This window comes from Photobacterium lucens (genome assembly GCF_009873615.1).
In the GTDB taxonomy this organism is placed as follows: domain Bacteria; phylum Pseudomonadota; class Gammaproteobacteria; order Enterobacterales; family Vibrionaceae; genus Photobacterium; species Photobacterium lucens.
Genome location: NZ_SSMG01000281.1, coordinates 54917 through 78942, shown reverse-complemented (window position 1 = coordinate 78942; position 24026 = coordinate 54917). Strand labels below are relative to the sequence as shown.

Here is a 24026-nt window from a genome sequence, read left to right as displayed (position 1 = left end):
ATCATTGATAAATCTTTTTGACTAATCATTCAACGAGTGCCCACACAGATTGCATGGTCAAATTGTTAAAGAACAATCTTCAGCGAAACTAAAACTTTTAAACCGTTTCAAGCTTTCGTTGAAGTGGATGGCCATTCTAACGAAATAAGTTTTGGTGTCAAACACTTTTTCAACTTATTTTCTTAAATCTTTCATCCTATCGTCACAAACCGAAATCCTTATTGGAAGCCGTTGCCGTGTCGATGAGGCGGCATTATAGGGACAAAACAAGGCTTAGCAAGTAATAATTCACTTTTCTTGAAAAAAAGACACTTTTAGATCAAAAAGCAATCAACCATCTATTTTCTGCATCCTTGTTGCTTAAACACTTGAGTAAATTCGCTCACTTTTTGCCAATCGGTGTATTCAACTTCTTTGGTTGTATCTGTTTCACCACCAGTAATTTTCATAATGAGCTTAATCATGGTGCGATCAAAGAAGTTATAACGTGGGTATCTCAGTGCTCCTGCAAAAACACCAATCAGTGCAGGTTGCCATGGTGACTTAATTAAGAACTTCTTAATGTATGCACTTCCCTCTGGGGTATCTTTACCTTCTTTGCGCGCTGTCAGGTTCACACAAAAGAAAGCAACATTATCTTGTGATAATTGTGCTTGGTATTTATTGATAAAAGCGTAGAGCTTTTTATTAAAGTGACCATAACGAATAGAAGCCCCAACCAGTACACGATCATAAGCGCTAAAATCCACGTTAGGCTCATCATGGATATTCATATACTCACAGCTGTACTGTTCACCTAGCGCTTGCTCGATATAGTTTAAAATTTTCTTGGTTTGCCCTTCGCAACTGGAAAACAGAAATAAGACCTTTTCCATAAGTACCTCTTTAGTTACGCCAGAACGTCGGCGTAAACAAAACTAATAGTGTAAAGACTTCTAATCGTCCAAATAACATGGAGATGATTAATATCCACTTTGCAGAATCGTTGATTTCGCCAAAATGGACAGCGACTTCTCCTAAGCCTGGGCCTAAGTTATTCAATGTCGCAGCAACGGCAGAGAATGCGGTCAGTTCATCAAGCCCTGTTGCAATCAATGCCAGCATACAAATTACAAACACAAGCGCATAAGCAGAGAAGAATCCCCATACCGCATCAACAACACGTTGTGGGAGTGCTTTATTACCTAACTTAATGGTGTATACCGCTCTTGGGTGTACAAGACGTTTTAGTTCACGTACCCCTTGCAGTGAAAGTAATAAAATTCGGATCACTTTCATACCACCACCGGTTGAACCTGCACATCCACCTATAAAAGAGGAGAATAAAAGTAGTACAGGTAAAAACAATGGCCAGTCGGAAAAACCTGTGGTCGTAAAACCTGCGGTGGTAGAAATCGATACCGTTTGGAACAGTGCTTGATCAAACGCCGTAAAGTAAGAGTCGTACGGGCTGTGTTTAATAAGTAGACCAAAACAGATGGCAAACAAAATAAACTGTACCCCAAGAAAAGCTCTAAACTCTGGATCACGCCAATAGGTTTTCAAATGCACGCCACCATTACCAAAGGCGGCAAAGTGCAACGAGAAGTTACAGGCAGAGATTAACAAGAACACCACGGTGATCATGTTAATAGTTGGGCTGTTGAAATACCCCATACTGGCATCATGGGTTGAGAAGCCACCAATCGCGATGGTTGAGAAACTATGGGAAATCGCATCAAAGCCTGACATCCCAGCGAGCCAAAACGCAAAGGCGCAGCTTACGGTTAATGCTAGATAGATGTACCACAAGGTTTTGGCTGTTTCCGCAATACGGGGAGTCATCTTACTGTCTTTGACCGGACCTGGAATTTCAGCACGGTAAAGCTGCATACCACCGATCCCAAGCACTGGCAAAATAGCCACTGCTAATACGATGATACCCATACCACCAAACCACTGTAGTAGCTGGCGGTAAAACAAAATCGCTTTTGGCAGATGATCAAGACCAACGATAACGGTGGCCCCTGTGGTTGTCAGTGCGGAAAAGGATTCAAAAAAGGAGTCGGCAACAGACAAATCAGGGGTTTTCGATAACAAGAAAGGGATTGCACCAGCACTACCGATAACTACCCAGAACAACACGACAATCAGAAAGCCGTCTCGGGCTTTTAGTTCATGACGATGTCGCCTATTTGGTAACCAAAGTGAAGCACCACCAGCAATAAGAATAAAGAACGTAACAACAAACGGGAAACCCGCACCATCACGATAAATTAATGCCACCAATGCGGGAATAAGCATGGTGACACTAAAGAGTGCGAGCAACAGCCCGACGATTCGAATAATTGAACGAAATTGCATGGCCTAAACGGCTCTCACCTTATATAGAGAAATAACTACGACGCTGAGGCTGCAATAATGCGCCCGCCACTACGATTGGTTAATTTGGCACAAAACTCATCCACTATACGACTATCTAGCTCGATCTGCATAGTGACTTGATTACCATAATCAGCATGTAATTGTGTGCCGTTGTATTCACTTAATAGCGACTCAACCAAAGACACCTGATTATATTCACAACTGAGCTCAAGTTCTGACGTGATCACTTTCTGTTTTGTTTCTAATCGTGTCAGTGCTTGTTGTACACCACCACCATAAGCTTTTACTAAGCCACCTGTCCCTAAACGGATCCCACCATAGTAACGTGTTACAACAGCAGTGATTTCACCTACACCAGAGCCTGTTAGCTGAGCAAGAATAGGCTTACCTGCCGTCCCCGATGGCTCACCGTCATCACTAAAGCCCCACTTCATGGAATCTGTTGGACGCCCTGCGACAAATGCCCAACAATTATGGCGGGCATCATGATGACGTTCTTTGATCTGCTGAACAAACTGTTTTGCCGCTTCTATATTAGGGGTATGCGCTAAATAAGTAATAAAGCGACTTTTCTTGATCTCTTCTTCAAATACCACATCTGCGGTAGGAACAAGATAAGGTTCTGAATTCGACATTATTAACGCCTTAGTGAAAAAGGGGGGGCAGGATACCACATTCCTTTCTATCTCGTATCGATGACATCAAAGCCACTATTTTCAACTCACACAAAATTCCAACCTGTATTGAAGTTGAGTCACTCACCACAAATGTTAAACAAATGTTTAAATTAATGTTTGAATTTGTTTCTAACAGAGTTCACACTTAAACCATACCTACAACAGGTCAAACCAGTTAAATCACACCCTGATCCAGCGCAGACTGGAAGATATGGAGATAGAACATGATTTACCAAGGTGAAACCCTATCTGTAAGCTATCTGGAAGATGGTATCGCAGAGCTCAGCCTGAATGCCCAAGGCCCAGTGAACAAATTCAATATTTCGACATTGGAAAGTTTTAACCAAGCGCTGAACACTTTATACCAACAACCCGATTTAAAAGGACTCATCATTACCTCAGCCAAAGATGCCTTTATCGTCGGTGCTGATATTACTGAGTTCCTCGGTTTATTTGCTAAACCCGAAGCCGAGCTCTCTCAATGGCTCTCTCATGCCAACGATATCTTTAATAAGCTAGAAGATCTGCCCGTGCCAACGCTCTCTGCGATTAATGGCTATGCATTAGGTGGTGGCTGTGAGTGTGTACTCGCTACTGACTTTCGAGTTGCTGATACCCAAGCTCGTATTGGGCTGCCTGAAACGAAATTAGGTATCATGCCCGGCTTTGGTGGCACAGTAAGGCTACCACGTTTGATTGGCGCAGATTCTGCCATGGAGATCATTACCGCAGGCAAAGATAAAAAAGCCCAAGATGCATTAAAGCTAGGGATCGTTGATGCCGTTGTTGAACCCGATAATTTAAAATGTGCAGCTCTTGCGATGATCAAAAGTGCCATTGACGGCAAACTTGATTGGCAACAACGTCGCCAGCAAAAACAAGCACCATTAGGTTTAAATAAAATCGAAGCCACCATGAGCTTTACCACCGCAAAAGGCATGGTAGCGAAAGTCGCTGGCAAACATTACCCAGCACCAATGGCTGCTGTGACAGCCATCGAGCAAGCTGCCCGTTGCTCACGCGATGAAGCTCTTGCCATCGAAAACCAGCACTTCGTAAAACTTGCCAAAACCGATGTCGCTGAAGCGTTAGTGAGCATCTTCCTCAACGATCAATACATTAAGAGCCAAGCGAAAAAGGCGACGAAAGTAGCCAAACCCACCGATCATGCCATGGTATTAGGTGCAGGTATTATGGGCGGTGGTATCGCCTATCAATCTGCCTTAAAAGGCACGCCTGTACTTATGAAAGACATTGCCGAAGCATCACTGACATTAGGAATGACGGAAGCGGCAAAACTACTGAATAAAAAACTCGAACGAGGCCGTATTGATGGGTTAACCATGGCATCGGTACTTTCCTCTATTACCCCAAGCCTACATTATGCTGGCGCTGACAGTGTCGATGTCATCGTCGAAGCCGTGGTTGAAAACCCGAAAGTCAAAGCTGCCGTATTAGCAGATGTCGAATCACAGGTTAGCGACGATACCGTGATTGCCTCTAACACCTCCACCATCCCCATTAACCTACTGGCGCAATCACTAAAACGTCCGGAAAACTTCTGTGGGATGCACTTTTTCAACCCTGTACATCGCATGCCATTGGTAGAAATCATTCGTGGTGAAAAAACATCACAACAAACTATCGATCGTATTGTCGCTTATGCAGCGAAAATGGGGAAATCCCCTATCGTCGTCAATGATTGCCCAGGATTCTTTGTTAACCGCGTACTGTTCCCTTATTTCGCTGGTTTTAGCTTATTACTCCAAGACGGTGCTGATTTCGTTCAAGTCGATAAAGTAATGGAAAAGCAATTTGGCTGGCCAATGGGTCCTGCTTATCTCCTTGATGTGGTGGGTATTGATACCGCTCACCATGCACAAACTGTGATGGCTGAAGGTTTCCCCGATCGTATGGGTAAAAACGGCAAAGATGCCATTGATGTAATGTTTGAAGCGCAGCGTTTTGGTCAGAAAAGCGGGATCGGCTTTTTCAGCTACTCACTCGATAGAAAAGGCAAACCCAAAAAATCCCTTTCTGAGGATGCGCATGCTCTATTAGCGCCAGTCAGTAAGCCACAAACCGAATTTGATAGTGACGCCATCATTGCGCGTATGATGATCCCAATGATTAACGAAGTCGTGCGCTGTTTAGAAGAAAACATTATTGCCACGCCAGCAGAAGCTGATATGGCATTGGTATATGGCTTGGGCTTCCCTCCTTTCCGTGGTGGTGTATTCCGCTACCTTGATAGCTTAGGACTGGCAAACTACGTTGAGCTTGCCGATCACTATGCTCACCTTGGTGCGCTCTATGAAGTACCACAAGGATTAAGAGAAAAAGCCGCCCAAGGCGAAACCTACTATAACCACACCGCCAACCTGAACGCTTAAGGATGAGGAGATAACTATGAATAACGTCGTAATTGTTGATTGCATCCGTACCCCTATGGGGCGTTCGAAAGGTGGTGCTTATCGTAATGTTCGAGCAGAAGATCTCTCAGCCCATTTAATGAAAGGCTTGCTTGAACGCAACCCGCAACTGGATCCAAATAGTATTGAAGATATCTACTGGGGCTGTGTGCAACAAACCTTAGAGCAAGGTTTTAACGTCGCCCGCAATGCCGCACTACTGGCAGGTATTCCACATTCGGTCGGTGCGACGACCGTCAACCGTTTATGTGGCTCATCAATGCAAGCACTGCATGATGCATCCCGTGCGATCATGGTTGGCGATGCACAAACCTGCATCATTGGGGGTGTTGAACACATGGGTCATGTACCAATGAACCATGGCGTGGATTTCCATCCAGGTCTGTCTAAATCTGTCGCTAAAGCGGCAGGCATGATGGGCTTAACCGCAGAAATGCTCGGACGTATGCATGGGATCAGCCGAGAAATGCAAGATGTCTTTGCTGCACGCTCCCACCAACGTGCTCATGCTGCCACCCTTGAAGGGCGATTTAATAACGAAATCTTTGCCACTGAAGGGCATGATAAAGATGGTATTTTAAGACGCTTTGAAACCGATGAAGTGATCCGTCCTGAAACCACGGTTGAAGCACTTAGCCAATTGCGCCCGGTGTTTGATCCAGTTAATGGCACAGTAACCGCAGGTTCATCCTCCGCCCTTTCCGATGGCGCTTCAGCCATGCTGATTATGAGTGAACAACACGCCCGAGATTTAGGGCTGCGTATTCGTGCACGTGTTAAATCCATGGCGGTGGCTGGTTGTGATCCCTCAATTATGGGTTATGGACCAGTTCCTGCTACTCAAAAAGCATTAACACGTGCCGGTGTCACTATGGATGATATTGGTATGGTTGAGCTTAACGAAGCCTTTGCAGCCCAATCTCTGCCTTGTGCTAAAGATTTAGGACTACTTGATAAGATGGATGAAAAGGTCAATCTTAACGGCGGTGCGATTGCCTTAGGTCACCCATTAGGTTGTTCGGGCTCTCGTATCTCAACAACCTTGATCAACTTAATGGAAAATCATGATGTTGAACTTGGCCTTGCTACCATGTGTATCGGCCTTGGCCAAGGCATTGCCACCGTATTTGAACGTGTTGATTGATCCAATCGAAAGCTTCATAGATAAAAAGCTTACCCATCACGGTAAGCTTTTTCATTTCCACTTTATCTTTTCTTCTTTTATGACTCTCAACTAAGCTATCTCACTAAAAAATAAAAGAAATACAGCAAATCTATGTTTAGCGTGCATAGATACCATGATTAAGTTTCATTTTATTCATCCCCCTTAACCGATATACACTTAGCCTATATTCACTGTCGAGCATGAATTTACCGGAGCATCGCTATGTTTAAAGCATTAGTACTAGAACAAGAAGATAAAAAAACACTTGCAGGTATTCGCCAACTTGAGACATCAGATCTCCCTGAAGGTGATGTGTTAATTGATGTTGATTATTCTTCACTAAACTACAAAGATGGTTTAGCTATTACTGGTAAAGGTCGTATTGTTCGTCAGTTCCCAATGGTTCCAGGTATCGACTTAACAGGTACTGTGGCTGAATCATCAGATGATCGCTACAAAGCAGGTGACAAAGTTGTCCTAACTGGCTGGGGCGTGGGTGAAGGTCACTGGGGTGGCATGGCTGAAAAAGCACGCCTTAACGCTGATTGGCTAGTACCACTACCGCAAAAGTTCGATGGCAAGCAAGCGATGATGATCGGTACTGCTGGTTTAACCGCAATGCTATGTGTTCAAGCTATTGTTGATGCCGATGTAAAACCAGAAGACGGTGAAATCCTTGTAACAGGTGCGAGCGGCGGTGTTGGCTCAGTAGCCGTTACCTTACTGTCTCAACTTGGCTATAAAGTAGCAGCAGTAACAGGCCGTGCAGAAGTAAACGGTGAACTACTTAAAAAGCTAGGCGCAACAACCATCATTGAGCGTAGCGTATTTGAAGAGCCAGCTCGCCCACTAGACAAACAACTATGGGCAGGTGCTATCGATACCGTAGGTAGCAAGGTACTAGCAAAAGTACTAAGCCAAATTAACTACAATGGCGCAGTGGCTATTTGTGGTCTGGCTGGCGGTTTCGATTTACCAACCACAGTAATGCCATTTATTCTTCGTAACGTTCGCCTACAAGGTGTTGACTCAGTAATGTGTCCGTTCGAAAAACGCCAACAAGCATGGCAACGTCTATCTGAGCTACTACCAGCAAGCTACTTTGAACAAGCATGTCGTGAAGTAGCACTAGAAGAAGTAGCAGAGTGCGCAGAGGCTATCACTAATGGTCAAATCACAGGCCGTGTTGTGATCAAGCTATAATCACTCACCGATTGATATAAATAAGGTCAGCATCATGCTGACCTTTTTATTGCCTGCTATTTAATTAATCCCATATCGTGAATACGCGATTCAATTAACCGGCTACATTCTTCTTTGATGATGTTACGCAGCCAGATCTGCGAAGCGGAATGCTCACACCGTGAATGCCAAATTAATGAATAATCAAATGGCTTAAACTCGAACGGTAACGGCTTCACCACCAAGTTATAACGCTCTGCCACTAAATACGCTAAATCCGCAGGAACGGTAATAATCAATGGCATTTGTTTGATCACCGCCAATGCCGCTTCCAAATGGTATGCTCGCAGCACCATCTTACGTTCAGGATAACCTCGTAGCGCATCATCTATCAGTGATTTCACCCCATCACTGATCGCAATCATCGCATGGGGATAGGTTAAGTAATCATCCAACGTTAGCGGCTGATCAGCCAGTGGATGATCTTCTGCCAGCAAACAAAATACACTCACTAAACCTAACTGCTCATGGCAAAGCGGTTCAACCGGCCCAACAGGTCGGCAAATCGCCATATCACAACCATCACTGGTTAACTGCTCTAATAAGTGATCGTGCTGCAATGGCGCGAACTCTAATGAAATATTCGGTGCTTCTTGATAAACACGAGGCAATGCAAATGGCAAGATGGTTTGCATCGCATAGTCTGTTGTGGCGATCTTAAAATGCTGATCACACAAGCTTGGCTGAAAGTCATTCGGCGTTAGCAAAATACGTAACGATTCTAACGGATCGTTTAACTGCTCATTTATTTCCAACGCACGTTGGGTTGGGATCAATGCTTGCCCTTGGCGAGTAAACAAAGGATCACGTAATAAATCACGCAAACGCCCCAGTACCCGACTCATTGCCGACTGACTTAGATTTAAGCGAACCGCAGCACGACTCACACTGCCTTCATCTAATAACACCTTTAAGGCAACTAATAGGTTTAGATCACGGCGATATACTTCTTCTAATTCCATTAGGCTCTCAAGGATTCAGAATTAATCAAATAGAGAAATATTATGGCGGGATAGATAAAAAAAATCCCGCTTAAATTGCGGGAAAACCCAAGTGATGGGTGTGTTGGTTATGAATGAATTAATTTTCTTCTTCAAATTCAGTGTCATTGGTCAGTTCAAACCAAAGCCCAAGTGCTGCAGAAAACAACCCACCAATAGCAAAAATACCCATTTGCTCTGGGGTGGTTAGCATAATTGCACAGAATGAAATAAAGCACAGTACTGCATAAATTGTCAGTCTATCCGTTGATGTCAGCATACTACTTCCCCCTAATCCTTCAGAAAGAAACGTTAACAACATGTTAATTACGTTACACAGTATATCTTGATTTGCCAAGTGTTATTGATTAATTCTTGTCCATAAGTATGATCTGACGCTTACTAATAAGATGTGTATGTTATGACTGCTATTTTTGATAATCCAACTCATAGCCTAGAAGCGCAAGGACTACGCTGCCCTGAGCCAGTAATGATGGTTCGTAAAACGGTAAGGAAAATGGCCGAAGGCGAAACCCTATTGGTATTGGCTGACGATCCGTCAACCACGCGTGATATTCCTAGCTTCTGCCGTTTCATGGATCACACGCTGCTTGCAGCAGATACAGAAAGCGTCCCTTATCGCTTTTTGATCCAAAAAGGCACGAACTAAACACTAATACTGAATAAAGCAAAAGGCAGCCATCTGGCTGCCTTTTTAATATCGATGACTTTTATTGCAATGAAAAGCACACTACACATCATTCATCTTCTGACGTATAGCTTCAAGCTCATGGTGTAAATCACGTATTTCTTTTTTCATCGGTATGACGTAACGAAGTCGTACCAAGGAATCAATAGCAAGGTATAACGTCACTATTGCGCCCACGACCATTGGCAGCCACATATCGGTCAAAGCCATACCTAACACATTCAGCACCAATGCAAAGTGAAATAACCAACATTGGCTTTTAGGTGAAATCGCGAGAAACCGAGCCATACTCCCTCCTGCAATTTAAACAAAGAAACGCACTACGTTTATTTGCTTTCACTCTAGCACTTCTAACGATAAGGTTCTTATGTCGCTATCACAATTCATTATGAATCACTGCAACATCAGCCGTTATGGCTAAGCGATAGTTTCATGTGAAACACTTAATCGCTTATATGTATTTACATACCAAAACCGGCAGCCACCGCAAGGAATAAAAATAGCGCAGCTGTTACTTTTCGGATCAAACCCAGCGGCATTTTTTCAGCGGATAATTTACCAATTAATACAACAGGCACATTCGCCAATAACATACCAATAGTAGTGCCAAGTACCACCCACATTAATGCATCGTGGTATTTCGCCCCTAGCATGGTGGTCGCGATTTGGGTTTTATCACCAATTTCAGCAATAAAGAATGCGATAAAGCTAGCGATAAATGGTCCACGATTCGATAGCTTTTCATCATCATCGAGTTTATCAGGGATCAATATCCAGCCTGCCATTAGCACAAAACTCACCACCAATACCCACTTTAATACTTCAGGGGTTAAGTAATCAGCAATGGCAACACCAAGCCACGCAGCTAAGGCATGATTAACAATGGTCGCAAGAAAAATGGCACTAATAATAGGAATGGGTTTGCGATATCGACTGGCAAGCAGTAGGGATAATAATTGGGTCTTGTCCCCTATTTCGGCTAGAGCGACAGACGTAATAGAAATAGCTAAAACACTCACAACATACTCTCTGGGGCGGGAATTATTGATACCAATAGCAAAACATACACTCCCCCCCCGGTTTGTGTTGTTTGCCGTTGGTCTTGCCAAATTTATCGCGTTGGATAAATCATAATTACCACGAAGATTTTGCTTCGATTATGTTGATAATTATCTCGTAAGGTGCGAGAGGCTACTCCCCAAAGGAAAGATAAGTCTAACAAAGAAAAGGATAAAATTTAACCTTTAATTAGCCTTTTATAAATACAAAAACGGCGAGCCTAAGCTCGCCGTTTATTTACGTTAACCGTAATATTAACCAAGTGGAGATAAGATGATCTCTACACGACGGTTTTGTGCACGGCCATTCTCAGTGCTGTTTGAAGCGATTGGATTTGCTTCGCCACGACCTTGAGATACCACACGGTTAGCATTTACACCTTGACGGATTAGGTAGTTAGCTACTGCGTCCGCACGTACTTGAGATAAACGAAGGTTGTAAGATTCTGCACCTTTGCTATCTGTAAAGCCTAGTACGTTTAATTGTGTTTTTTCGTACTCTTTAGCAACTAACGCTACGTTGTGTAGCGCATTCATTGCACGATCATTTAGGTTAGCCTGATCGAAACCAAAAGTGATTTCGTTTGGCATGTTTAGAATGATGTTATTACCGTCACGAGTAACACTGATACCAGAAGATGCTAGCTGCTGACGTAGTTTCGCTTCTTGCACATCCATGTAGTAACCGATACCGCCACCTAGTGCAGCACCCGCTGCGGCACCGATAAGTGCACCTTTACCACGGTCGTGCTTACTAGAAGAAGCCACACCAATTGCCGCACCAGCAAGTGCACCAATGATTGAACCGCCAGTGCCTTTCGCTGTTTGTGATTCACCAGTGTATGGGTTCACTGTTGAACAGCCAGCCATAGTTACAGAAGCGACAACAGAAATCACTGCCGCACGCACCCACTTTTTAGATGCCATTGCTTTATTTTGAGCCATCTTTTTGAGTATCCGTATGCTCGATATAGAATCGATAAATTAGAAATTTATTATACTGGCAATAACAGCCAGAAATATTTGTCGCATATTGTAATCAACAACGCTATATGAGGCATCAAGAGAATGTAAAAATTCCCTTAATTCAAAACAAAACTGCATGAACGTGGAAGAATTTTGGTAAATCCCCTTAAAGATGTGTAAAAAACACGCACTGCCCCTACTCGCCTCAGGGCTGGCGAGGTATACTGGATTATTACTCTTTTTAATCCACTAATCTCGCGAAGCTGACAATGCAGAAATACGATATTAAAACCTTTCAGGGCATGATCCTCGCGCTGCAGGATTACTGGGGCCAACAAGGTTGTACTATTGTGCAACCACTAGACATGGAAGTGGGCGCAGGTACTTCTCACCCAATGACATGTTTACGTGCTCTAGGTCCAGAACCAATTGCAGCAGCGTATGTACAACCATCTCGCCGCCCAACTGACGGTCGTTACGGTGAAAACCCTAACCGTCTACAGCACTACTACCAGTTCCAAGTGATGCTAAAGCCATCACCTGACAACATTCAAGAACTGTACTTAGGCTCATTAGAAGTACTAGGTATCGACACTAAAGTGCACGACATCCGTTTCGTTGAAGACAACTGGGAAAACCCAACCTTGGGTGCTTGGGGTCTTGGCTGGGAAGTTTGGCTAAACGGCATGGAAGTAACACAGTTTACTTACTTCCAGCAGGTTGGTGGCCTTGAGTGTAAACCTGTAACAGGTGAAATCACTTACGGTATCGAGCGTCTTGCTATGTACATCCAGAACGTTGATTCTGTGTACGATCTAGTGTGGACAGATGGTCCTCTAGGTAAAGTGACTTACGGTGATATCTTCCACCAAAACGAAGTTGAGCAATCAACTTACAACTTCGAACACGCCGACGTCGATTTCCTATTCACATTCTTCGACCAATGTGAAAAAGAAGCAACGCAACTACTAGAGCTAGAGCAGCCTCTACCATTGCCAGCTTACGAGCGTATTTTGAAAGCAGCACACGCATTTAACCTATTAGATGCACGTAAAGCGATCTCAGTAACTGAACGTCAACGTTACATTCTGCGTATCCGCAACTTAACTAAACAAGTTGCTGAAGCTTACTACGCATCTCGTGAAGCACTTGGCTTCCCAATGTGTAAAAAAGACAAGTAAGGGATCGCCATGACACAGAAGAATTTCTTAATCGAGCTAGGTACTGAAGAGCTACCACCAAAAGCACTACGTACCCTAGCTGAAGCTTTTGCTGCTAACTTTGAAGCAGAGCTAAAAGCGGCAGATCTACCTCATGATGGTATCAAGTGGTATGCAGCTCCTCGCCGTTTAGCACTTAAAGTAACAGGTCTTGCTGAAAACCAACCTGATAAAGTAGTTGAGAAGCGTGGTCCTGCTATCGCTTCAGCATTTGATGCCGACGGTAACCCAACCAAAGCAGCACAAGGCTGGGCTCGTGGTAACGGTATTACTGTTGACCAGGCTGAGCGCATGGTAACAGACAAAGGCGAATGGCTACTGTTCAAACAAGAAGTGAAAGGCCAACCGGCACAAACACTACTTCCTGAACTAGCAGCAGCAGCTCTTGCTAAGCTTCCTATCCCACGTCCAATGCGTTGGGGTGACAAAGAAACGCAATTTATCCGTCCAGTGAAAACACTGACCATGCTATTGGGTGACGAGCTAGTTGAAGGCACTATCTTAGGTGTTTCTTCTGCACGTACTATCCGCGGTCACCGTTTCATGGGTGAAGCTGAATTTACTATCGACAATGCTGATCAATACCCTGCAATTCTAGAAGAGCGCGGTAAAGTGATGGCTGACTATGAAGCACGTAAAGCAATCATCGTTGCTGACGCGCAGAAAGCAGCACAAGCTGTTGGCGGTACAGCCGATCTAGAAGACGATTTAGTTGAAGAAGTGACCTCTCTTGTTGAATGGCCTGTTGTACTAACAGCATCATTTGAAGAGAAGTTCCTAAAAGTGCCTTCTGAAGCTTTGGTTTACACCATGAAAGGCGATCAGAAGTACTTCCCTGTTTACGATGCTGAAGGCAAGCTTGTACCTAAGTTCATCTTCGTATCAAACATCATCTCTAACGATCCAAGCCAAATCATCTCAGGTAACGAGAAAGTGGTTCGTCCTCGTCTAGCAGATGCTGAGTTCTTCTTTAACACTGACCTTAAGAGCAAGTTGATTGATCGCCTTCCTCAACTAGAGACTGCGATTTTCCAACAGCAACTAGGTACGATTAAAGATAAAACAGATCGCATTACAGAGCTTGCTGGCTACATTGCTGACAAGATCGGTGCAGACGTTGATAACGCGAAGCGTGCAGGTCTACTGGCGAAATGTGACCTAATGACATCGATGGTATTTGAATTTACAGATACGCAAGGTGTTATGGGTATGCACTACGCACGTCACGATGGCGAGCAAGAAGATGTAGCACTAGCGCTAAACGAGCAATACATGCCTCGTTTCGCAGGTGACCAACTACCAAGCACACCAGTATCATCAGCAGTCGCGATGGCTGATAAGCTAGATACAATTGTAGGTATCTTCGGTATCGGTCAAGCGCCAAAAGGCAGTGACCCATTTGCCCTACGTCGTGCATCACTAGGTGTACTACGTATTATCGTTGAAAACGGCTACGATCTAGACCTTGTTGATCTTGTTGCTAAAGCGCACTCACTATTCGGTGATAAGCTAACTAACAACAACGTAGATTCTGACGTTATCGAATTCATGTTAGGTCGTTTCCGTGCATGGTACCAAGATGCTGGCTTTAGCATTGATGTTATCCAAGCCGTACTTGCGATGCACCCAACACAACCGGCTGACTTTGATAAGCGTGTGAAAGCAGTAAGCCACTTCCGTGAGCTTGATGCAGCAGAATCACTAGCAGCAGCGAACAAGCGTGTTGGTAACATCCTTGCGAAATTCGACGGTGAGCTACCGACTACGGTTGATAACAGCCTACTTGTAGAAGCGGCTGAAAAAGAGCTAGCAGAGAAAGTAACCGCTGTTGTTGCTGCGCTTGAGCCAGTATTTGCTGCTGGTGACTACCAAACTGCACTAACAGAGCTTGCATCACTACGTGAGCCTGTTGATGCTTTCTTCGATAACGTAATGGTAATGGCTGATGACGAGAAACTAAAAGTTAACCGTCTAGCACTGCTTAACCTACTACGTAACCAATTCTTGAAAGTAGCAGATATCTCTCTACTTCAAAAATAAGGTTAACTGACGTTATCTAAAACCACGCTCCGGCGTGGTTTTTTTTCGCCTATCTTCTGCAATCTCTTACGTGTGTTTCATGTGGAACATTTTTTTACTTCCATTAAAGCCATATGTAACCGCTTTACACGCCAATAAACGCACCACACCGATTAACACCAATGAGTGTGATTTCAACTTTCTCTTAACCTGACAATACGTTATGTTACGCTCAATAAGCCATCATCTTGATAGCTCTTACATCAAAACTAAATATCGACACTGAGGTTGTAAACGTAATGGACTTTTCGCGCTTTGGTAATAAGTTTGCAGGCGATTCTGGGATCACCCTATTAATGCAAGATCTCAATGATGGACTCACCAATCCCGATGCCATCATGCTCGGAGGCGGAAATCCAGCGCAAATCCCAGCCATGAATCACTACTTTACTGAGCTATTAAAAGACATGGCAACCACAGGTGAGCTTACTGCGTCGATGACTAACTATGACGGTCCACAAGGTAAGGATCGCTTTCTAGATGCGCTTGCAGCACTGTTACAGCAACAATACGGTTGGGAAATTAGTGCTAAAAATATTGTCTTAACCAATGGCAGCCAAAGTGCGTTCTTTAGCTTATTTAACTTACTGGCGGGTGAATTTAAAAATGGCAAAAAGAAGAAAATATTACTGCCATTATCGCCAGAGTACATTGGTTATGCCGATGCCGGTTTAAGCCCTGATATGTTCATCTCGTACCAACCTACGATCAGTATGTTGGAAGATGGCTTTTTTAAATACCATGTCGATTTTAGCAAACTCGTTATCGATGACAGCATCGCAGCCATTTGTGCCTCTCGCCCAACCAACCCGACAGGCAATGTACTGACAGATAAAGAAATCGAGCATTTAGCAGCGCTGGCTAAAGAACACCAGATCCCGTTAATTATCGACAATGCTTACGGCTTACCCTTCCCTGATATTATTTTTGAAGAGGTAACACCATTTTGGGATGACAACACCATTCTGTGCATGAGCTTATCCAAGCTTGGGTTACCCGGTGTCCGCTGTGGCATCGTGATTGCTAATGAAGCGATTGTTACTGCCCTGTCTAACATCAATGGTATCGTCAATTTAGCGCCTGGCAGTATTGGTCCGGCAGTGGCAACCAAAATGATCCACCAGCAAGAACTATTGCCACTGAGTCAAAACGTGATCAAGCCGTTTTATCACCAGAAAGTACAACGTGCCGTTGAATTACTACGCCAAGCTATTCCCGATCCTCGATTTAACATTCACAAACCTGAAGGCGCTATCTTCTTATGGCTATGGTTTGAAGGTTTGCCGATCACCACTAAGGTGCTTTATCAACGCTTAAAACAACGTGGCGTACTGATCGTGCCTGGTGAATATTTCTTTATCGGATTACAAGATGAGTGGACACACAGCCATGAATGCTTACGCATGAACTATGTCCAAGATGATGAAGCAATGCAGCGTGGTATTACTATTATTGCTGAAGAAGTCGCTAAAGCTTACGCAGAGTAACCGCCCTTTTAGCTCGTATATATAAATAAAAAAACGCCGCTAGTGATAGCGGCGTTTTTATTGAGCTTGAAAGACAAACTATACGTTTGTGCTACACAGCAATACTATACGTCTAGGTTAGCTACTTTCAGTGCGTTCTCTTCGATGAAGTTACGACGAGGTTCAACCTGATCACCCATTAGACAGGTAAACAGTTCATCGGCAGCAACAGCATCATTGATAGTTACTTGCATCATACGACGTGATTCAGGATCCATTGTTGTTTCCCAAAGTTGCTCTGGGTTCATCTCACCTAGACCTTTGTAACGCTGTAGAGAAAGACCACGACGTGATTCTTTGTTTAGCCACTCCAATGCATCTTTAAAGCTTGAAACCGCTTGCTTACGCTCACCACGTTGAACAAATGCTGTATCTTCAAGTAACCCATCTAATGCTTCAGACAGATCAGCAATCTTCGCGTACTCTTTCGAGTTAAGCAGATCGAAGCTTAATAGGTATTCGTGATCAACACCGTGAGTACGTACAATCACTTTCGGCAAGAATACGTTATTCTCTTCATCACGGATGATCTCAGAGCTATATAGACTCTCACCAGATTGCTTAGCGTTAAGTGCAGTGATCAATGGTGTTAACCATGCAGCTACTTTCGCTTCATCTGCCATCATGTCAGTGGTTAAACGAGGCTGGTAAACAAACTCATTAAGCATCAGTGATGGGTAACGACGGCTCATACGATCGATAAGCTTCATGCCCGCATTGTATTGCGTTACCAACGCTTCAAGTGCAGCACCTGTGATTGCTGGTGCGCCATCGTTCGCAAATAGTGATGCGTTATCCAGTGCCAATGTTGTTTGGTACTGGTTCATATCTTCATCATCTTTGATGTATTGCTCTTGCTTACCCTTCTTCACTTTGTAAAGTGGTGGCTGTGCAATGTAGATATGACCACGCTCAATAAGCTCTGGCATTTGACGGTAGAAGAAGGTCAACAGTAGCGTACGAATGTGCGAACCATCGACATCGGCATCGGTCATGATGATGATGTTGTGGTAGCGTAGCTTGTCTGGATTGTACTCGTCACGACCGATACCACAGCCCATAGCCGTGATCAGCGTTGCCACTTCTTGTGAAGATAGCATCTTGTCGAAACGTGCTTTTTCTACGTTAAGGATCTTACCTTTAAGCGGTAGGATTGCTTGGTTCTTGCGGTTACGGCCTTGCTTAGCAGAACCACCCGCAGAGTCACCCTCCACTATGTATAGTTCAGACACAGCAGGATCTTTTTCCTGACAGTCAGCAAGTTTACCTGGAAGACCCGCTAAATCTAACGCACCTTTACGACGTGTCATTTCACGCGCTTTACGTGCTGCTTCACGCGCACGTGATGCATCGATGATCTTAGTACAAACGGTTTTCGCATCTGCTGGGTTTTCTAATAAGAACTCAGCAAGCTTTTCGTTCATCGCAGATTCAACCGCTGCTTTCACTTCACTTGAAACTAGCTTGTCTTTAGTCTGGCTAGAGAACTTAGGATCCGGCACTTTCACAGAGATAACGGCGGTTAAACCTTCACGGGCATCATCACCAGATGTCGCCGCTTTCGCTTTCTTCGAGTAGCCTTCTTTATCCATGAACGAGTTCAGTGTACGTGTTAACGCACCACGGAAACCTGCTAAGTGAGTACCACCATCACGCTGAGGGATGTTGTTGGTAAAACAGAAAATGCTTTCTTGGAAACCGTCGTTCCACTGCATTGCAACTTCAACCGAAATACCGTCATCACGCTCACTATCAAAGTGGAATACTTTTGGATGGATCGGTGTCTTATTACGGTTTAAGTGCTCTACGAATGCTTGAATACCGCCTTCGTACATGAAGTGATCGTGCTTACCTTCTTCACGTTCATCATTTAGCTTGATAGAAACGCCAGAGTTAAGGAAAGACAGCTCACGAAGACGCTTAGCTAGAATTTCGTATTGGAATTCGATATTTGTGAACGTTTCTTCACTTGGCCAGAAACGAATACGAGTACCAGTTTCATCGGTATCGCCAATCACCGCTAGTGGTGCATCAGGTACACCGTGACGGTAAACTTGCTGGTGAATATGACCACCACGTTTAATGGTCAGTTCTACTTTTTCAGACAGTGCGTTCACAACCGACACACCTACACCGTGTAGACCACCTGATACTTTGTATGAGTTATCATCGAACTTACCACCAGCGTGCAGTACCGTCATGATAACTTCAGCCGCAGATACACCTTCTTCTTCGTGTAGCTCTGTTGGAATACCACGGCCGTCATCGCTAACAGATACCGAACCATCTTCGTGGATGGTAACAATGATATCTTCACAGTGACCAGCAAGAGCTTCATCGATAGAGTTATCGACAACCTCAAAAACCATGTGGTGCAAGCCAGTACCATCATCAGTATCACCGATGTACATTCCTGGGCGCTTACGTACCGCATCGAGGCCTTTAAGCACCTTAATGCTTGATGAATCGTAATTGTTGGACATTGAGTTACTCTCGCTTTAATTATCCTGCGGTTATTTTACCGTGTTCCACATGGAACAGCTTGCCATTTTCATCGAGCATATCAGCAACTTGATCGTCACTAATGGCACTGATGAACACTTGGGCGTTAGTTTCCTTTAATCGCTGCGCTAGCAACGCTCGCCTGTGGCTATCCAATTCGGAAGCAAAATCATCAATAAGGTAAATACATTGTTTGCCAGTCGCTTCTGTTAAGTGCAAACCTTGCGCCAATCGCAATGCACACACCATCAATTTCAGTTGTCCACGGGACAACACATCCTCAACAGGCGTACCGGCAACCTTTATCCGTAAATCGGCCTTATGCGGCCCACTTGCGGTATAACCCAGTTGGCAGTCACGTTCAAAATTGCGCTGCAACAACTCGGCATAAGGCGTTTCTTTTTCCCAACCTCGGTAGTAACCAAGTTGAATTTCATATTCAGGGAGAAAAACCTGAAAAATTTCAGCGGCTTTTTCTTTTACCGCTGAAATATAATCTTGGCGCCATACACTAATTTGCTCAGCCAGCAGTGCTAACTCTTGATCCCAGTAACTGAGTTCACGGTAACTACGCGCGGTTTTGAGCAAGGCATTACGCTGTTTCGTTAATCGTTTTAAGCGGCTCCATGCATGATAGAACTTAGGTTCAACATGAAACACACCCCAATCAATAAACGCACGGCGGTATTTAGGTCCGCCGATCAATAAATCAAACCCTTCAGGGGTAATTAACTGTAATGGTAAAATCTGCGCAAGTTGTGCCACCTTCTGGTTTGGCTCCCCTGCAATTTTCACTTCCGTTGTACCATCACGTTTTTTATTTAACCCAATCGGCAACATCAATTGAGTTTGGTTATCCACCACTCGACCATGAATAAACAATTCACTTTGCTCGTGGCGGATCACTCGGCTAGTAAGATGGCTACGGAACGAACGTCCATGACCAAGGTAATGGATCGCTTCCAATACACTGGTTTTGCCACTGCCGTTAGCCCCGACTAAAAAATTAAATCCAGTCGCTAATGCCAAATCGCACGATTCAATATTTCGAAAATCGTGCACCATTAAACGAGTAAGTGCCATACCTATAGTCTGATAGGCATCACCACATACATGGCTTCATCGTTATTCGAGTCTTCAATTAATGACGGCGCATTAGCATCGGATAATGAAAGACGGACTTGATCACATTTAAGGGTGTTTAATACATCCAACACATAGCTGACGTTGAAACCGATCTCTAAGCTATCGCCTTGGTAATCAACATCAAGAAACTCTTCTGCTTCTTCTTGCTCTGGGTTGTTAGCAGTAATGCGCATTTCACCGTTTGATAAGTTAACGCGTACACCTCGGAATTTTTCATTCGATAAAATCGCCGCACGAGCAAACGCATTACGCATTTCTTCACAGCCCGCTTCCACAAACTTAGTGCTGTTTTGTGGCATAACACGACGGTAATCAGGGAATCGACCATCCACCAGCTTTGAAGTGAAAACAAAGTTATTCACGGTTGCACGAATATTCGAGTTACCGATCTGAATGTTCACTTCCGCTTCTGGGTTATCAAACAGGCGCACCAACTCAAGTACACCTTTACGCGGTACAATGATTTGTTTTGTTGGTAAGTCGTGACCTGTGTTGATCGCACATACCGCCATACGGTGACCATCAGTTGCTACCGAACGTAAGTGCTGACCATCGGTTTCAAACAACATGCCGTTTAAGTAGTAACGCACATCTTGGTTAGCCATTGAAAATTGAGTGCTATCGATAAGCTGGCGCATACGGCCTTGCTCTAAAGTGAATTCCACCTCACTTTGCCAGTCTTCAATGTTCGGGAAATCAGCAGCAGGCAGTGTCGTTAAGGTATAACGGCTACGACCAGAGCGGATCAGCACGCGATCACCTTCATAGCTCACCGAAATGGTAGCGCTACTTGGTAAACCACGGCAGATATCTAAAAACTTACGAGAAGGGACTGTCACTGCGCCTGATTCAAACTCACCATCGAGTGCAACTTTGGCAATCAGTTCAACTTCCAAGTCGGTACCTGTCATCGACAAGCAACCGTCTTCTACTTTCAACAAGATATTACCTAAGATCGGTAATGAAGGACGGCCGCCCAAAGCAGCAGCAACCTGTTGTAAAGGCTTTAATAAGTGTTCGCGTTCGACGGAAAATTTCATATCAAGACGACAATGTTCTAATTAGGTTTGAATAATCTTCTTTAATATCGTGGCTTTCTTCACGTAGCTGTTCGATTTTACGACAAGCGTGAAGGACAGTCGTATGATCACGACCACCAAATGCATCACCGATTTCAGGAAGACTGTGGTTAGTCAGCTCTTTTGCTAGTGCCATCGCCATTTGACGAGGACGGGCTACACTACGAGAGCGACGTTTTGACAACATATCTGCCATCTTTATTTTATAGTATTCAGCAACGGTCTTCTGAATATTATCAATCGTGACTAGCTTCTCTTGCAGGGCTAATAAGTCACGCAGCGCTTCACGAACAAAATCAATGGTGATAGCGCGACCAGTAAAGTTGGCATTGGCGATCACACGGTTCAACGCCCCTTCTAGCTCACGTACATTCGAGCGAAGTCGTTTAGCAATAAAGAAAGCCACTTCGTCAGCCAAACGAATATTATGATCTTCTGCTTTCTTCATTAAAATCGCAACACGGGTTTCTAACTCAGGCGGTTCAATCGCAACCGTTAAGCCCCAGCCGAAACGTGACTTCAGACGATCTTCTACCCCATTAATTTCACGCGGGTAACGGTCTGACGTCAGAATAATTTGTTGGTTGCCTTCAAGCAGTGCGTTAAAGGTATGGAAGAATTCTTCTTGCGAACGCTCTTTATTGGCAAAGAATTGAATATCATCGATAAGCAAGGCATCAACGCTACGGTAGTAACGCTTAAATTCTTCAATCGCATTGTTTTGTAAGGCTTTGACCATGTCCTGAACAAAACGTTCAGAGTGCATGTACACCACTTTGGCATTCGGCTTACGGTTCGCAATCGCATTACCTACCGCGTGTAACAGGTGAGTTTTACCCAAACCTGTACCGCCATATAAAAAGAGCGGGTTGTAAGCAGCACCAGGGTTATCAGCAACCTGACGACAAGCCGCTAAACCTAGCTGGTTCGATTTACCTTCAACGAAATTATTGAAATTGTGTTTTGGATTAACATTAGAACGGTAACCGCCCTGCTGCGCTTCAGGTTGTACTGGTGACGGTGCAGGTTCATAGCTTGTTGGCGCGGATTGTTCTAAACGCGATTCCACCGTTTCAACCGCAGGTGCTGGCGCTAAGGTTGGCGCAACAGCAGGTTGTGATGGTGGCGGTACAGTCACCGGTTTACTACCGACTTCAAATCGTAGGATCGGTGCATCACTGCCACAAAACTCGTTAAGCAGTCGATTGATATTATTAAGATACTTATCCCGCACCCAGTCCAATACAAAACGATTAGGCGCAAACAATGTCAAAGTATGATCATTTAACTCGGCTTGAAGCGGGCGAACCCACATGCTGAATTCTGTCGCAGGGAGTTCTTCCTGAAGGCGTTGAAGGCACTGCAACCATAGCGAAGATGACAAGTTAGACTCCACACTTAATAAACAAAACACAAAAAGGGATATAATTTTATACCCGCGAGAAGAGGATCTCCAGTAAAGAGATCGCAGATCAAGTGAATAAGATCCAAGTTATACACACTGATCGCACAAAAAAGTGGAGATCAGCACAATTTAACCTGTTGTTACTCACAGTTATATTAACACAGCTAGGTAAAATAAATGCGCCCCATCACCTATTTATTGGCGTTTTTACCTAAATTTAGCGATATTTTTTCGCTCAATTATCATCCACAGGTAAAATGTTCCATTGTGGGTAACCTATTTACTCAAATATCCCCCAAACCAAGTATTTTTACTCTTCTAATCTTGTCGAAATCGTTCCATTTACTCACTTTTTAATATTCGCTTTCAATTCATCACTTTATATGGGTAAAGATCTAAGCCCAAACATACCGTGACAGGTGATAGATCAAGCTAGAGCCGATTAAATAAGACAAAACAGAAATGATCAATGCGCATTTATCACAGAAAGCCCCACCCGATCACGACCGACTGCACGATCCTTTGCTAAAAAACGATTAAATTGATAGATGATCATCTAAGGATCCTTGCGCTTATGGCTACAAAACGTATAATTCAGCGCCCGTTGCTAGATGTAGGTATATTTATTGACTCTTTGAGGGTCAGTGATTACAATTCCGCCTCTTTGTTAGCGGTATTTGACTAATTTTTGTCAAACACTAGTAACGAACTTAAAAACTGATCAGTTAATTTAAGGTAACAAAATGACCAAACGCACTTTCCAACCAACTGTTCTTAAGCGTAAGCGTACTCACGGCTTCCGTGCACGTATGGCTACTAAGAACGGTCGTGCTGTAATCAATGCACGTCGCGCTAAAGGCCGTAAGCGTCTTTCTAAGTAATCTCGACGATTATTTTGAATAAGTTCGCTTTTTCTCGGGAGTTACGCTTGTTAACTCCCGAACATTACAAAACTGTCTTCCAGCAAGCTCATCGTGCTGGCTCACCTCACTTAACTATTCTTGCTCGTTCTAACGAACTAAACTGCCCCCGTCTTGGTCTGGCTGTTCCAAAAAAACAGATTAAGAATGCTGTCGACCGAAATCGCTTCAAACGTATCGTGCGTGAAAGTTTTCGTCTCAAACAACATCAGCTTCCAGCAAAAGATTTTGTAGTCATTGCCAAGAAATCAGCTAACGAGTTGAGCAACGAAGAACTCTTTAAGTTGTTAGATAAGTTATGGCATCGCCTGTCTCGCCCTTCGCGTGGCTAGTCGTAGGACTAGTCCGCTTTTACCAACTGGCAATAAGTCCGCTTCTTGGACCTCGCTGTCGTTTTACCCCTACCTGCTCTCAATATGCGATCGAAGCTGTAAAAATGCATGGAGCATTAAAAGGTTGTTGGTTAGCGGCGAAACGTCTATTAAAATGTCACCCTTTAAATAACGGTGGTTACGACCCCGTTCCGCCAACTAAGCATAACGACAGAGAACATTAA

At 44.1% G+C, this 24026-nt stretch carries 22 protein-coding genes and 1 riboswitch; of the genes, 10 read left to right on the top strand and 12 right to left on the bottom strand.

Annotated features, from left to right (window positions below; all coding sequences use genetic code 11):
• Positions 1 to 338: 338 nt before the first annotated feature.
• The 3 genes from hemG to E5A76_RS12220 are packed head-to-tail and all read right to left on the bottom strand — an operon-like array spanning position 339 to position 2999.
• A complete protein-coding gene (gene hemG / locus E5A76_RS12230; protein WP_161119100.1) occupies positions 339 to 875 on the bottom strand; it encodes a menaquinone-dependent protoporphyrinogen IX dehydrogenase in 537 nt (178 codons plus the stop codon).
• 10 nt (positions 876 to 885) lie between these two features.
• Entirely contained in the window at positions 886 to 2343 is a 1458-nt protein-coding gene (locus E5A76_RS12225; RefSeq protein WP_107167314.1) for a TrkH family potassium uptake protein, read from the bottom strand.
• Positions 2344 to 2378: 35 nt separating this feature from the next.
• Positions 2379 to 2999 (bottom strand): YigZ family protein, encoded by a 621-nt coding sequence (locus E5A76_RS12220; RefSeq protein WP_053986509.1) that lies wholly within the window; start codon positions 2997 to 2999, stop codon positions 2379 to 2381.
• A gap of 266 nt (positions 3000 to 3265) precedes the next feature.
• Here E5A76_RS12220 and fadB point away from each other — a divergent pair, with 266 nt between their 5' ends.
• The 3 genes from fadB to acuI all read left to right on the top strand — a co-directional run bounded on the left by fadB (position 3266) and on the right by acuI (position 7841).
• Positions 3266 to 5434, top strand: coding sequence for a fatty acid oxidation complex subunit alpha FadB (gene fadB, locus E5A76_RS12215; RefSeq protein WP_161119099.1), 2169 nt, complete (start codon positions 3266 to 3268; stop codon positions 5432 to 5434).
• Between the two features lie 16 nt (positions 5435 to 5450).
• The gene (gene fadA, locus E5A76_RS12210; protein ID WP_161119098.1) at positions 5451 to 6617 is read left to right on the top strand and encodes an acetyl-CoA C-acyltransferase FadA; all 1167 of its coding nucleotides are present in this window, start codon (positions 5451 to 5453) and stop codon (positions 6615 to 6617) included.
• A 243-nt stretch (positions 6618 to 6860) separates the two neighbouring features.
• A complete protein-coding gene (gene acuI, locus E5A76_RS12205) occupies positions 6861 to 7841 on the top strand; it encodes an acrylyl-CoA reductase (NADPH) (RefSeq protein WP_008988296.1) in 981 nt (326 codons plus the stop codon).
• 56 nt (positions 7842 to 7897) lie between these two features.
• On the opposite strand, the gene E5A76_RS12200 is transcribed toward acuI, so the two are convergent.
• Together E5A76_RS12200 and E5A76_RS12195 are read right to left on the bottom strand one after the other, a co-directional pair.
• Positions 7898 to 8842 (bottom strand): LysR family transcriptional regulator, encoded by a 945-nt coding sequence (locus tag E5A76_RS12200; RefSeq protein WP_107167310.1) that lies wholly within the window; start codon positions 8840 to 8842, stop codon positions 7898 to 7900.
• Between the two features lie 118 nt (positions 8843 to 8960).
• The gene (locus E5A76_RS12195; RefSeq protein ID WP_008988298.1) at positions 8961 to 9140 is read right to left on the bottom strand and encodes a hypothetical protein; all 180 of its coding nucleotides are present in this window, start codon (positions 9138 to 9140) and stop codon (positions 8961 to 8963) included.
• Positions 9141 to 9281: 141 nt separating this feature from the next.
• On the opposite strand from E5A76_RS12195, the gene tusA reads away from it, so the two are divergent.
• Positions 9282 to 9530: a sulfurtransferase TusA gene (gene tusA / locus E5A76_RS12190; RefSeq protein WP_144448306.1), complete on the top strand. Its 249-nt coding sequence runs from the start codon at positions 9282 to 9284 to the stop codon at positions 9528 to 9530.
• An 81-nt stretch (positions 9531 to 9611) separates the two neighbouring features.
• Here tusA and E5A76_RS12185 read toward each other — a convergent pair whose 3' ends face one another.
• From E5A76_RS12185 to E5A76_RS12175, 3 genes are all read right to left on the bottom strand, one after another.
• Positions 9612 to 9857, bottom strand: coding sequence for a hypothetical protein (locus tag E5A76_RS12185; RefSeq protein WP_053986515.1), 246 nt, complete (start codon positions 9855 to 9857; stop codon positions 9612 to 9614).
• 173 nt (positions 9858 to 10030) lie between these two features.
• Positions 10031 to 10588: a TMEM165/GDT1 family protein gene (locus E5A76_RS12180; RefSeq protein ID WP_053986516.1), complete on the bottom strand. Its 558-nt coding sequence runs from the start codon at positions 10586 to 10588 to the stop codon at positions 10031 to 10033.
• 19 nt (positions 10589 to 10607) lie between these two features.
• Positions 10608 to 10781, bottom strand: a riboswitch (yybP-ykoY riboswitch).
• A gap of 101 nt (positions 10782 to 10882) precedes the next feature.
• Positions 10883 to 11572: an OmpA family lipoprotein gene (locus E5A76_RS12175; protein WP_053986517.1), complete on the bottom strand. Its 690-nt coding sequence runs from the start codon at positions 11570 to 11572 to the stop codon at positions 10883 to 10885.
• A gap of 290 nt (positions 11573 to 11862) precedes the next feature.
• On the opposite strand from E5A76_RS12175, the gene glyQ reads away from it, so the two are divergent.
• The 3 genes from glyQ (at position 11863) to E5A76_RS12160 (ending at position 16379) form a co-directional block, all read left to right on the top strand.
• Entirely contained in the window at positions 11863 to 12774 is a 912-nt protein-coding gene (gene glyQ / locus E5A76_RS12170) for a glycine--tRNA ligase subunit alpha (RefSeq protein ID WP_008988303.1), read from the top strand.
• 9 nt (positions 12775 to 12783) lie between these two features.
• Positions 12784 to 14853, top strand: a complete 2070-nt coding sequence (gene glyS, locus E5A76_RS12165; protein WP_161119097.1) for a glycine--tRNA ligase subunit beta — start codon at positions 12784 to 12786, stop codon at positions 14851 to 14853.
• Positions 14854 to 15131: 278 nt separating this feature from the next.
• The gene (locus E5A76_RS12160; protein WP_161119096.1) at positions 15132 to 16379 is read left to right on the top strand and encodes a valine--pyruvate transaminase; all 1248 of its coding nucleotides are present in this window, start codon (positions 15132 to 15134) and stop codon (positions 16377 to 16379) included.
• 104 nt (positions 16380 to 16483) lie between these two features.
• Here the strand turns inward: E5A76_RS12160 and gyrB are convergent, their stop codons facing one another.
• From gyrB to dnaA, 4 genes are read right to left on the bottom strand one after another with little or no spacing between them, the layout of a single operon-like run.
• Positions 16484 to 18901 carry a DNA topoisomerase (ATP-hydrolyzing) subunit B gene (gene gyrB / locus E5A76_RS12155; RefSeq protein ID WP_161119095.1) on the bottom strand — a complete coding sequence of 806 codons (2418 nt, stop codon included), beginning with the start codon at positions 18899 to 18901 and terminating at the stop codon, positions 16484 to 16486.
• A 19-nt stretch (positions 18902 to 18920) separates the two neighbouring features.
• On the bottom strand, positions 18921 to 20003 hold the full coding sequence (gene recF / locus E5A76_RS12150; RefSeq protein ID WP_161119094.1) for a DNA replication/repair protein RecF: 1083 nt from the start codon (positions 20001 to 20003) through the stop codon (positions 18921 to 18923).
• 2 nt (positions 20004 to 20005) lie between these two features.
• A complete protein-coding gene (dnaN, locus tag E5A76_RS12145; RefSeq protein WP_053986521.1) occupies positions 20006 to 21106 on the bottom strand; it encodes a DNA polymerase III subunit beta in 1101 nt (366 codons plus the stop codon).
• Between the two features lies 1 nt (position 21107).
• The gene (dnaA, locus tag E5A76_RS12140) at positions 21108 to 22529 is read right to left on the bottom strand and encodes a chromosomal replication initiator protein DnaA (RefSeq protein ID WP_053986522.1); all 1422 of its coding nucleotides are present in this window, start codon (positions 22527 to 22529) and stop codon (positions 21108 to 21110) included.
• 764 nt (positions 22530 to 23293) lie between these two features.
• Here dnaA and rpmH point away from each other — a divergent pair.
• Genes rpmH through yidD form a run of 3 tightly spaced genes read left to right on the top strand, consistent with a single transcriptional unit; the run spans position 23294 to position 24026 of the window.
• Positions 23294 to 23431: a 50S ribosomal protein L34 gene (rpmH, locus tag E5A76_RS12135; protein WP_053986523.1), complete on the top strand. Its 138-nt coding sequence runs from the start codon at positions 23294 to 23296 to the stop codon at positions 23429 to 23431.
• Positions 23432 to 23445: 14 nt separating this feature from the next.
• A complete protein-coding gene (gene rnpA, locus E5A76_RS12130; RefSeq protein ID WP_080562911.1) occupies positions 23446 to 23802 on the top strand; it encodes a ribonuclease P protein component in 357 nt (118 codons plus the stop codon).
• Complete coding sequence (yidD, locus tag E5A76_RS12125; protein WP_023933982.1) at positions 23769 to 24026, top strand: membrane protein insertion efficiency factor YidD; 258 nt, start codon at positions 23769 to 23771, stop codon at positions 24024 to 24026. The genes rnpA and yidD overlap by 34 nt, the downstream gene beginning before the upstream one ends.

What these genes read in the sequence shown, in the direction of transcription:
- hemG (WP_161119100.1), bottom strand. Translation starts at nt 875, where the DNA reads ATGGAAAAGGTCTTATTTCTGTTTTCCAGTTGCGAAGGGCAAACCAAG.
- E5A76_RS12225 (WP_107167314.1), bottom strand. Translation starts at nt 2,343, where the DNA reads ATGCAATTTCGTTCAATTATTCGAATCGTCGGGCTGTTGCTCGCACTC.
- E5A76_RS12220 (WP_053986509.1), bottom strand. Translation starts at nt 2,999, where the DNA reads ATGTCGAATTCAGAACCTTATCTTGTTCCTACCGCAGATGTGGTATTT.
- fadB (WP_161119099.1), top strand. Translation starts at nt 3,266, where the DNA reads ATGATTTACCAAGGTGAAACCCTATCTGTAAGCTATCTGGAAGATGGT.
- fadA (WP_161119098.1), top strand. Translation starts at nt 5,451, where the DNA reads ATGAATAACGTCGTAATTGTTGATTGCATCCGTACCCCTATGGGGCGT.
- acuI (WP_008988296.1), top strand. Translation starts at nt 6,861, where the DNA reads ATGTTTAAAGCATTAGTACTAGAACAAGAAGATAAAAAAACACTTGCA.
- E5A76_RS12200 (WP_107167310.1), bottom strand. Translation starts at nt 8,842, where the DNA reads ATGGAATTAGAAGAAGTATATCGCCGTGATCTAAACCTATTAGTTGCC.
- E5A76_RS12195 (WP_008988298.1), bottom strand. Translation starts at nt 9,140, where the DNA reads ATGCTGACATCAACGGATAGACTGACAATTTATGCAGTACTGTGCTTT.
- tusA (WP_144448306.1), top strand. Translation starts at nt 9,282, where the DNA reads ATGACTGCTATTTTTGATAATCCAACTCATAGCCTAGAAGCGCAAGGA.
- E5A76_RS12185 (WP_053986515.1), bottom strand. Translation starts at nt 9,857, where the DNA reads ATGGCTCGGTTTCTCGCGATTTCACCTAAAAGCCAATGTTGGTTATTT.
- E5A76_RS12175 (WP_053986517.1), bottom strand. Translation starts at nt 11,572, where the DNA reads ATGGCTCAAAATAAAGCAATGGCATCTAAAAAGTGGGTGCGTGCGGCA.
- glyQ (WP_008988303.1), top strand. Translation starts at nt 11,863, where the DNA reads ATGCAGAAATACGATATTAAAACCTTTCAGGGCATGATCCTCGCGCTG.
- glyS (WP_161119097.1), top strand. Translation starts at nt 12,784, where the DNA reads ATGACACAGAAGAATTTCTTAATCGAGCTAGGTACTGAAGAGCTACCA.
- E5A76_RS12160 (WP_161119096.1), top strand. Translation starts at nt 15,132, where the DNA reads ATGGACTTTTCGCGCTTTGGTAATAAGTTTGCAGGCGATTCTGGGATC.
- gyrB (WP_161119095.1), bottom strand. Translation starts at nt 18,901, where the DNA reads ATGTCCAACAATTACGATTCATCAAGCATTAAGGTGCTTAAAGGCCTC.
- recF (WP_161119094.1), bottom strand. Translation starts at nt 20,003, where the DNA reads ATGGCACTTACTCGTTTAATGGTGCACGATTTTCGAAATATTGAATCG.
- dnaN (WP_053986521.1), bottom strand. Translation starts at nt 21,106, where the DNA reads ATGAAATTTTCCGTCGAACGCGAACACTTATTAAAGCCTTTACAACAG.
- rpmH (WP_053986523.1), top strand. Translation starts at nt 23,294, where the DNA reads ATGACCAAACGCACTTTCCAACCAACTGTTCTTAAGCGTAAGCGTACT.
- yidD (WP_023933982.1), top strand. Translation starts at nt 23,769, where the DNA reads ATGGCATCGCCTGTCTCGCCCTTCGCGTGGCTAGTCGTAGGACTAGTC.